Source organism: Yeosuana sp. (assembly GCF_057126245.1).
Genome location: NZ_DBNGMQ010000084.1, coordinates 58,867 through 68,983, shown reverse-complemented (window position 1 = coordinate 68,983; position 10,117 = coordinate 58,867). Strand labels below are relative to the sequence as shown.

At 31.4% G+C, this 10,117-nt stretch carries 9 protein-coding genes and 1 pseudogene; 9 read left to right on the top strand and 1 reads right to left on the bottom strand.

Features of this window, described 5'->3' with window-relative positions:
- From AC15TD_RS11750 to AC15TD_RS11725, 6 genes and pseudogenes are all read left to right on the top strand, one after another.
- Positions 1-548, top strand: a pseudogene (locus AC15TD_RS11750) (glycosyltransferase); the annotation flags it as partial.
- Between the two features lie 101 nt (positions 549-649).
- The gene (locus tag AC15TD_RS11745; RefSeq protein ID WP_484452343.1) at positions 650-2,380 is read left to right on the top strand and encodes a phospho-sugar mutase; all 1,731 of its coding nucleotides are present in this window, start codon (positions 650-652) and stop codon (positions 2,378-2,380) included.
- Between the two features lie 90 nt (positions 2,381-2,470).
- Positions 2,471-4,300 carry an ABC transporter ATP-binding protein gene (locus AC15TD_RS11740; protein WP_484452342.1) on the top strand — a complete coding sequence of 610 codons (1,830 nt, stop codon included), beginning with the start codon at positions 2,471-2,473 and terminating at the stop codon, positions 4,298-4,300.
- 314 nt (positions 4,301-4,614) lie between these two features.
- On the top strand, positions 4,615-5,157 hold the full coding sequence (locus AC15TD_RS11735; protein WP_484452341.1) for an RNA polymerase sigma factor: 543 nt from the start codon (positions 4,615-4,617) through the stop codon (positions 5,155-5,157).
- A 37-nt stretch (positions 5,158-5,194) separates the two neighbouring features.
- Positions 5,195-5,695: a hypothetical protein gene (locus AC15TD_RS11730; protein WP_484452340.1), complete on the top strand. Its 501-nt coding sequence runs from the start codon at positions 5,195-5,197 to the stop codon at positions 5,693-5,695.
- An 18-nt stretch (positions 5,696-5,713) separates the two neighbouring features.
- Entirely contained in the window at positions 5,714-6,157 is a 444-nt protein-coding gene (locus AC15TD_RS11725) for a hypothetical protein (protein ID WP_484452339.1), read from the top strand.
- Between the two features lie 16 nt (positions 6,158-6,173).
- Here the strand turns inward: AC15TD_RS11725 and AC15TD_RS11720 are convergent, their stop codons facing one another.
- On the bottom strand, positions 6,174-7,232 hold the full coding sequence (locus tag AC15TD_RS11720) for a WD40/YVTN/BNR-like repeat-containing protein (protein ID WP_484452338.1): 1,059 nt from the start codon (positions 7,230-7,232) through the stop codon (positions 6,174-6,176).
- A gap of 104 nt (positions 7,233-7,336) precedes the next feature.
- Between AC15TD_RS11720 and AC15TD_RS11715 the strand changes: the two genes are divergently transcribed.
- From AC15TD_RS11715 to AC15TD_RS11705, 3 genes are read left to right on the top strand one after another with little or no spacing between them, the layout of a single operon-like run.
- Entirely contained in the window at positions 7,337-8,551 is a 1,215-nt protein-coding gene (locus AC15TD_RS11715) for an RsmB/NOP family class I SAM-dependent RNA methyltransferase (protein WP_484452337.1), read from the top strand.
- A 15-nt stretch (positions 8,552-8,566) separates the two neighbouring features.
- The gene (locus tag AC15TD_RS11710) at positions 8,567-9,097 is read left to right on the top strand and encodes a hypothetical protein (RefSeq protein ID WP_484452336.1); all 531 of its coding nucleotides are present in this window, start codon (positions 8,567-8,569) and stop codon (positions 9,095-9,097) included.
- A 47-nt stretch (positions 9,098-9,144) separates the two neighbouring features.
- Positions 9,145-10,020, top strand: a complete 876-nt coding sequence (locus AC15TD_RS11705; protein WP_484452335.1) for a fructosamine kinase family protein — start codon at positions 9,145-9,147, stop codon at positions 10,018-10,020.
- The last annotated feature ends 97 nt before the right edge of the window (positions 10,021-10,117 follow it).

Below are 10,117 nucleotides of genomic sequence, written 5' to 3'. Positions count from 1 at the left end.
CAAAACTTTTTAATTGGGCAGCAAGAAGAACATCGGGCGTTAAACTTCATGATTTCAACTGTGGGCTAAAAGCCTATAAATTAGATGTTGTAAAAAATATTGATGTTAGTGGTGAAATGCATCGCTATATCCCTGTATTATCAAAAAATGCCGGTTTTAATAAAATAAGTGAAAAAGTAGTACTCCACCAAGCTAGAAAGTATGGTGAAACCAAATTTGGAATGAATCGTTTTATAAATGGATTTTTAGATTTAATTACTATATGGTTTTTGTCTAGGTTTGGTAAAAGACCCATGCATTTATTTGGCTCTTTAGGAGTGATTATGTTTATTATTGGTTTTGGTTTTGCGTTGTACATTGGTCTTGAAAAACTATTTTTAAACCCAAGCGGTAGATTAATTACGGAACGCCCACAATTTTATATAGCGCTTTCTACTATGATAATTGGCACACAATTTTTTGTTGCCGGATTTCTAGGAGAAATCATTCTACGATCTAAATCCGACAGAAAACGATACTCAGTAAAAACAGAGTTAAATTTTGATTAACTTTTATAAAATTGTTCTATTTAATGATAATTAAACAAGGAACTAATTAAAAATATATTTTCCATTTGTTTATTTTTATAGATTATTTATATTGACACATTATGACATATATTGAACCAAAGCTTTTAGAACGTGTTAATGCCTGGTTAACTCCAGCTTTTGACCAAGAAACTCAAAATCAAATAAAAGAGACCATTGCTTTAAACCCTGAATGCTTAAAGGAAAGTTTCTACAAAGACTTAGAATTTGGAACAGGCGGAATGCGCGGTGTTATGGGTATTGGCACCAATAGAATAAATAAATACACGTTAGGAAGAAGTACGCAAGGATTAAGTGAATACATGCTTGACTATTTTCCTAATGAAACACCAAAGGTGGCGATAGCTTATGACTGCAGACATAATAGTAAAACATTAGCAAAAGTAGTTGCCGATGTATTCTCTGCTAATGGAATTGAAGTCTTTTTGTTTGAAGATTTACGTCCAACACCAGAATTATCATTCGCTTTAAAATATTTAAACTGCCATTGTGGTATTGTATTAACAGCATCACACAACCCGCCAGAATATAACGGATATAAAGTTTATTGGCAAGATGGTGGACAATTAGTACCACCACAAGACTTGGAGATAGTAAATAAAATCAATGAAACCCCTTATTCAAACATTAAGTTTAACCCAAACGAATCTTTAATTAATTATATAGGAAAAGATGTTGATGATGTGTTTATCGATGCATCAGTAAAAAAAGGAAGTTTTAATACGAATCAATCAGCAAAAGATAACTTAACCATTGTCTTTACATCCTTGCACGGAACTTCAATTACTTTAGTTCCTGAAACACTAAAAAGAGCTGGCTACAAAAACGTTCATATTGTTAAAGAACAAGAAGCACCCAATGGTGATTTCCCAACAGTAGCTTCTCCAAACCCAGAAGAACCAGCCGCTTTAAAAATGGCCTTAGAATTGGCCGATAAGGTAAATGCAGATATTGTTATTGGAACAGATCCTGATTGTGATAGATTAGGTGTTGCTGTTCGTAACTCAGAGAACGAATTACAGCTACTTAACGGCAATCAAACCATGATTATGATGACGGACTTTTTGCTAAAACAATGGCAAACTGAAGGAAAAATATCAGGCAAGGAGTTTATTGCGTCTACCATTGTATCTACGCCTATGATGTCGGTGCTTGGTGACGCTTATGAGGTTGAAAGCAAAATTGTCCTAACTGGGTTTAAATGGATTGCGAAATTAATACACGATTTTCAAAATCTTAATTTTATTGGTGGAGGGGAAGAAAGTTTCGGCTTTATGGTTGGTGATTTTGTAAGAGATAAAGATGCTGTTACATCTACCCTGTTAGCTTGTGAAGTCGCTGCTCAAGCCAAAGCTAAAGGCAGTTCGTTTTTTGAAGAGCTCATAAGACTTTATGTAACTCATGGCTTTTACAAAGAACGCTTAATATCACTTACTAAAAAAGGTATTGAAGGGGCTGAAGAAATTAAGCAAATGATGGTTGATGTTCGAGAAAACCCATTAACTGTTGTTGACGGATCAAAAGTTGTTAAAGTAGAAGATTACCAACTGTCAATAACTAAAAATATGATAACCGGTAAAGAAGAACCTATTGATATTCCAAAATCAAACGTACTTATTTATTATACTGAGGACGGAAGCCAAGTGGCTTTAAGACCAAGTGGTACTGAACCAAAAATTAAATTTTATATTAGCGTAAACACTAAATTAGACAATGTGTCAGCGTTTAAAGTAACGGAACAAAAATTGGAAAGTAAAATTGATGCCATAGTTAAAGATATGAAACTGGCATAAAAATTAATTTCTAAAATATATATGCTCTAAACGAATTACTCAAAATCGTTTTTCGTTTAGAGCATATTAATATAAAAATAGGTGCAATAAATGAATCAATTTATAAATATTCTTAAGTACGCAAAACCTTATAAGCGCTTTGCCTTAGGACATATTCTTTCAAACGTATTATACGCCTTATTTGGTGCCTTATCTTTTGTTGCATTAATACCAATGCTAGATATTTTATTCGAACAACAAGTCAATAAAAACTTAATTACAAAACCCATATATACTGGTCTTTCTGGATTAAAAGACTATTTTAAAGATTTTCTAGCCTATCAAGTAAATGCATATGCGGAAAGTGACCCGCAGAAGGCACTATTATTAGTTGTGGGGCTCATCATATCACTGTTTCTATTAAAAAATATATTTGGTTATTTAGCTAATTATTTCATGGTTTTTTTAAGAAATGGTGTCGTACGAGATTTAAGAAATGCCGTTTATAAAAAAACAGTAGAACTACCCCTTTCCTATTTTTCTGATCAAAAAAAGGGTGATATTATGGCACGTGTTACTAATGATGTTTCAACCCTACAATACTCTATGCTTCCTGTTTTGGAGCTTATTGCGAGAGAACCACTAATGATTATTTTTACGATTATCATGATGTTAATCATTAGTGTCAAGCTTACCCTATTTGTATTTGTTTTTATTCCACTCTCAGGGGCAATCATTTCCAAAATTGGTAAAAGTCTTAAAAGAAAATCAGATCGCGTTCAAAAAGAGCAGGGTGTTATATTATCTACTTTAGAAGAAACTTTAACAGGACTTCGCATAATTAAAGGTTTTAATGCTGAAGAAAAATTTGATGAAAGATTTAAAGAGTCAACCAATCGCTTTTATAACTTTTCAAATAAACTATTAAATAGACAAAACCTTGCCTCACCAACAAGTGAGTTTTTAGGCATCTTGGTTATTTCTATTTTATTATGGTATGGCGGACAATTAGTGCTTGTAGACGGCTCGCTCGATGGCAGTTCATTTATTGCTTACATGGGGCTAGCATATAACATTATGGTTCCAGCAAAAGCCATAGCAAGGGGGCTTTATAATGTCAAACAAGGTAATGCAGCTGCAGAAAGAATTCAAGAAATTATAGATACCCCAAACCCACTAAAAGACAAAGAAAATGCCTTTATTAAAACTGGATTTGACTCAGAAATCATATTTAAAAATATCTTTTTTAAATATAAAGACGAATATGTTCTAAAAGACTTTTCTTTAACCATTCCTAAAGGAAAAACCGTAGCGCTTGTTGGACAATCGGGAAGTGGAAAATCAACCATTGCAAATCTTTTAACCCGCTTTTACGATATTAATAAAGGACAAATTTTAGTTGATGGCACCGATATAAGAGATTTCACAACAAAATCATTACGAAGTCAATTAGGCATTGTAACACAAGATGCTATTCTTTTTAATGACAGTATTAAAAACAATCTTAAATTGGGTGATAATGATGCATCTAATGAAGATGTTATAGATGCTTTAAAAGTGGCAAATGCGTGGGAGTTTGTAAAAGATTTACCTGAAGGCATAGAAACCAATATTGGAGATTCAGGAAACAAACTGTCTGGTGGCCAAAAACAACGTTTAAGCATAGCACGAGCGGTTCTTAAAGGGCCTCCGATTATGATTTTAGATGAAGCCACTTCAGCGCTAGATACAGAAAGTGAGCGTCTAGTGCAAGTTGCCTTAGAAAACATGATGAAGAATAGAACTTCTATTGTGATTGCTCATAGATTATCTACCATTCAAAATGCAGATGAAATTATTGTCCTTCAAAAAGGTTCTATCGCTGAAAAAGGGACACATGCAGAACTAATAAATAAAAAAGGTATTTATAAAAAGCTGGTAGACATGCAAAATTTAGGATAATCTACATTTAAAAAAATAAAAATAAAAAAAGGATAGAAATTTGGGTTTCTATCCTTTTTATTGTTCATCGTTAGATTTGGGGCAACTAACAACATAAGTAGGTTTTAATACTGTAAAGGTAATTTACTAAAGTGAGTTACGCAAGTAAAAATTGTTTTTTATCGATTATATTTACACTTCATCGATATTTTTGTTTTTATTTGTTTGATTATCAATACAATAATATTTTTCAGATATTTCAATTTTATTAAGTAAATTTTAATTCATAATTAAACTTTTAGTATATTCATAAGTCGAACAATTAAAGTGAGCCTGTGATTCAAGAATCTGAGTTAGTAGAAAAACTTAAATCTAAAAACGATATTGATAGCACCTTCAAAGAGCTAGTATCTCTTTACAAAGAACGATTATATTGGCACATAAGAAATATAGTGAAGTCTCATGATGATGCAGATGATGTTTTACAAAATACATTCATTAAAGTTTATAAAAATATTGATAACTTTAAAGGGGACAGTAAATTATACTCTTGGATGTATAGGATAGCAACCAATGAATCTATTACATTTATTAATAAAAAGGCTAAACGATTGCTGATATCAAATGAGGAAGCTCAAGAATTGGCAATTAACAATTTAACATCAGATGTATATTTTGAAGGTGACGCCATTCAACTAAAATTGCAACAAGCCATTACTAAGTTACCTCAAAAGCAACAATTGGTGTTTAATATGAAATATTTTGAAGATATAAAATTTAAAGATATGTCTCAAATTTTGGAAACCAGTGAAGGTGCTTTAAAAGCTTCTTATCATATTGCTTTAAAAAAAATTAAAGACTATCTAATTAACAATTAAACCTTTAACAGAAAATTTAGTCTTATAGATATAAGTCATGAAAAAACATAATTTAAATAATATTAATAAACCTGGTTTTAAAGTACCTAAAGACTACTTTAAAAACTTTGAAGATATGCTGTTAAGTGATTTAAAACTTAAAGAAACTTCTAGTAAAACAGGCTTTAATGTGCCAGAAAACTATTTTGAATCTCTAGACGATAAAATAATTAATACGGTTAAAAAAGAAAAAGAAACTAAAGTAATTAAACTGTTCTCATTGAGAAAAACCGCATATGTATCAGCGATTGCTGCAAGTTTAATACTCATGTTTAATATTGCTTATAATAAAAATGACACCTTAACTATTGATAATATTGAAACTGCTAGTATTGAAAACTATATCTTAAATGAAGATATCGAAACCGCTGATATTGCCTTATTATTCTCTAATCATGAATTAAATAGTTTTGATTCTATTGAATTAAATTTTAATTCAGAATCATTAGAGAATTATGTTATTGAAAATATAGAAATTGACGATTTAATTTCAAACTAATTCCCTAATACAAGAAAAATGAAAAAATTATTCATCATAATCTTTGTTCTTGGCTTCTCTATACTATCTTATTCACAAGCAAATAGAGATAAAATAAAAACCTTAAAAATTGCCTTTATAACAGAAAAACTAAATTTATCTGAAAAAGAGGCTCAAGTTTTTTGGCCTGTTTATAATAATTTTGAAAAGAATTATTATAAACTTAGAGGTCAATTACATGAAAAAAGAGGAAAAATCGATCTTCGAAATATTTCTGATAAAGATGCAGAAACTTTGCTAAAAGAGATTAGTTCTATTGAAAACAAGAAGCATAACCTGAAACAAGGTTTAGTGAATGATTTATTAAAAGTAATACCTGCAAAAAAAATAATTCTACTTGATAAGGTTGAAGATGATTTTAAACATAAAATGTTTGAAGAATATAAAAACAGGCGTGGAATGAACCGCAGACCGAAAGAATAAAAAAGAGAGGAACTAATTAGTTCCTCTCTTTTTTATTAAAAATTAATTTTGAAATTCTTCCGCTTCCCGCCGCATAAGCTACAGAGTCATTTAAAAAACGAATGGTATAAAAGCCTTCATCACTCAAATGATTCCAATTATAACCACCGTCATTAGAAAAATCAATACCTTTAAACCCCACAGTAACTAACTCCTTACCTTCTCTATTTGGAATATATTGTACACAACTTCTATAACTAGGCGCGTTATTTTTACCAACTATTTGCCATGTTTTGCCACCATCATCTGTTACAATTTTATTAGACTCGTTGGTATCTGGCTTGGTATAGTCTCCACCAATTGCAAATCCATGTAATGTATCATAAAAATCAATAGAATATATGCCTTGAGTATTAACATCATTAAACATAGGTGTTTTAATTATATCCCAAGTATCCCCTTTATCTTCAGAATAATAAATACTGCCGCACGTGGTGGCAATCCAGGTATTATCTCCAATAGTTTTTATATTAGTATTACTTGCAGCAAATGCACCTTCGCCATCTTCTGCTTCTGGCAAATTCTCACATGAAATTTTCTTCCAAGAATTCCCAGCATCTCTTGTTATAATAATTGACAAGCAACCATTTACACGGTCACCAATGGCGATACCTTCTTTATCATTCCAAAATGTCATAGCATCATAAAAAACGTCTGTTCCTTCTTCTTTATAAACCAGTTGCATTTGTCCTGTATTACCCGTTTTAAATAATAACGCAGGGCTTTCAATACTTAGCATAAAAAAATCCGTAGACGTATGAGCTACCGCTCTAAAATGTAAATTCAAACTATCGTATTCTTGCTTAGAAACCAACCAGCTATCTTTTGAAGGGTTGTATAATCCAAATACCCCATTGTTTGCTGCAAAGGCTAAACTTTTATCGTTAAGAATTTCAATAGCTCTAATACTCAACAAAGAGTCTGAATATAAGGTTTCAATATTAACCGATGAAAAATTTCTGGGAACAAAAACGTTCTTTTTTACACAGGAAATTAGAATAAAAATTAACACAACAACAAGGTTTAACTGTTTCATACCCATAAATTTTTTATAAAAATAGAAAAGCAAAACTAATAAACTTATAAACGGTTAAACAAATAAACTTATAAAACGTAACTTTGCGCACTTATTACTTACACATGCGATTACACAGAAATTTATGCTTTGCGGTTATTGATGGATTAACCTTAATTTTCAACGAAGGAAACTATGCCGATAAAGTTATTCAACAACTTTTAAAAAGAGATAAACGTTGGGGAAGCCGAGACAGAGCTTTTGTAGCAGAAACCACCTATGATATTGTACGCTGGAAACGATTATATGCAGAAATAGCAGAAGTTAAAGAACCTTTTGATAGAGATAATATTTGGAGATTATTTGCGGTTTGGGCTACATTAAAAGGAATTAAGTTACCTGATTGGACTTACTTTGAAAAAACACCAACACGAAAAATTAAAGGTAAATTTGATGAGTTTTCGAAAATCAGAAAAATAAAAGAATCTATTCCTGACTGGATGGATGCGTTAGGAGTAGCAGAACTTGGTGAAAAGGTTTGGACTAAAGAAATAATGGCTCTAAACGAACAAGCTGATGTTATCCTAAGAGTTAATACACTTAAAACATCAAAAGAAAAGTTACAGGCAGAACTTTTTGATTTAGATATTGAAACCGATTTTTTAGCAGATTACCCTAATGCTTTAAAATTAAAAGAACGTGCTAATGTATTCCAAACAGAAGCCTTTAAAAATGGGTTTTTTGAAGTACAAGATGCCTCATCGCAATTAGTTGCAGAGTTTTTAAACGTAAAGCCAGGAATGCGTGTTGTTGATACCTGTGCTGGTGCTGGTGGAAAAACGCTTCATATTGCTTCTTTAATGGAAAATAAAGGACAAATTATTGCTTTAGACATTTACGCAAACAAACTTCATGAATTAAAAAGACGCGCGAAACGTAATGGTGCTCATAATATTGAAACACGTACGATTGACTCTACTAAAGTTATTAAAAAACTGTACGATAAAGCAGATCGCGTTTTAATTGATGCTCCTTGTTCCGGATTAGGCGTGCTACGCAGAAATCCAGATGCTAAATGGAAATTACAACCCGATTTTATTGAAAAAATAAAAGCTACCCAAAAAGAGATTTTACAGCAATACTCGAGAATGGTAAAAGTAGGCGGACAATTGGTTTACGCTACGTGTTCGGTATTACCTTCTGAAAATCAAGAACAAGTAAAAACGTTTTTAAAATCGGAAGCTGGAGAAAACTTTTCACTCATTAAAGACAATAAAGTGTTAGCTCACAAATCTGGTTTCGATGGATTTTATATGGCCTTATTGGAAAGAGAAAGTTAATTAACGGTATATTACATGACGAAGCCTTTAAAATCCATATCAATTGTAGTATTATTTCTGTTTCTTTTCTGCTGTTCATCATCGAAAGATGACTGCACAAAAACCATTATTGTTCAATATGAATCAACCATATATGGACAGTTAGGGACAACTTATATTCCAGAAATCACCCAAGAAGTCCCATGTGATTTCCCAGAACCAGAAGCCGTTCAACCAATTGGAGAAGGAAATGTATTAAGTAACTTTTCATATGATGTTATAAATTTTGTGTTTACACCTGATACCGGAAATAGCACAAGCAGATTACAATTTGAAATTAAACTTAATAATAAAAATAATTTTATCGTCAGAGGAAATCCTATATTAACTGTAAACAGTGATAATCTGCAATTTTCAGCAAGTTATTCTGCCGATGCTACTTCAGCATGTCATGAAATTCAAGCTAATTCTAGCTGTATTTTGATCTATGATAAAGAAACACCTATTGATATTAATTTGGGAACACCAAGTAAATTCGATTTGGTCTCAGTGAATTATATTCTTTAGTACTTATGAAATTATCGACAGAATTTGTTTGTTTGTGCTATTTTTAAATGATAAAACTCGATTTTAAATCATATCTATCAACCATCCTTAACGAACATATTACAAATGTTTCTTCGGTTTCTGGTGGTGATATATCAAAAGCATTTCGCATTCAAACTCCCAAAAACGCTTATTTCTTAAAAACCAATAGCACTGAAAATACTTTAAACATGTTTAAAGCTGAAGCTGATGGATTACATTTAATTAATGCAACAAATACTATAAAAACACCTAAAGTAATAGCTTGTAAAAGCTATAAAAATTCTGCATTTTTGCTATTAGAATTTATTGAAAACAAAGCAGCTTCGCAGAAAGATTTTAAAAATTTAGGCCGTCAATTGGCTGAATTACATAAATGTACTTCTGAAAATTTTGGATTAAATACAGATAACTTCATTGGAAGCTTGCCTCAATGCAATACACAACATAAAACTTGGGTTACATTTTATGCTTCCGAGCGCTTGTTTCCTCAACTTGAATTTGCGAAACAAAAACACTTACTTGCAGAAAATGAATGTCCGACTGAACAAGAAATAAAAGATAGGTTAGAATCTTATTTTTTTGATATAAAGCCTTCTCTCTTGCATGGCGATTTATGGAGTGGTAATTATTTGATATCTACAAAAGGAGACCCCTACCTTATTGATCCTGCCATTTATTACGGGCATCATGAAGTAGATATTGCCATGAGCAAATTATTTGGTGGTTTTGGTAATCCTTTCTACGAATCCTATTTTAATGATTTTCCATCTGATGGAGGCAGCGAAGCCAGATTAGAAATCTATCAATTATATTATTTGTTGGTGCATTTAAATTTGTTTGGTAATTCTTATTACGATGCTGTGATAACAATTCTTAAAAAATACTTTTCACTAAGTTGTTGAAAATACTGTTAATAACCGCGTGGTGTTTCATAAAAAAAGAAAAACATAATGAACAAAAAAGTGTATTTTTGCCTTTTCTAAACACACCATAAAACAT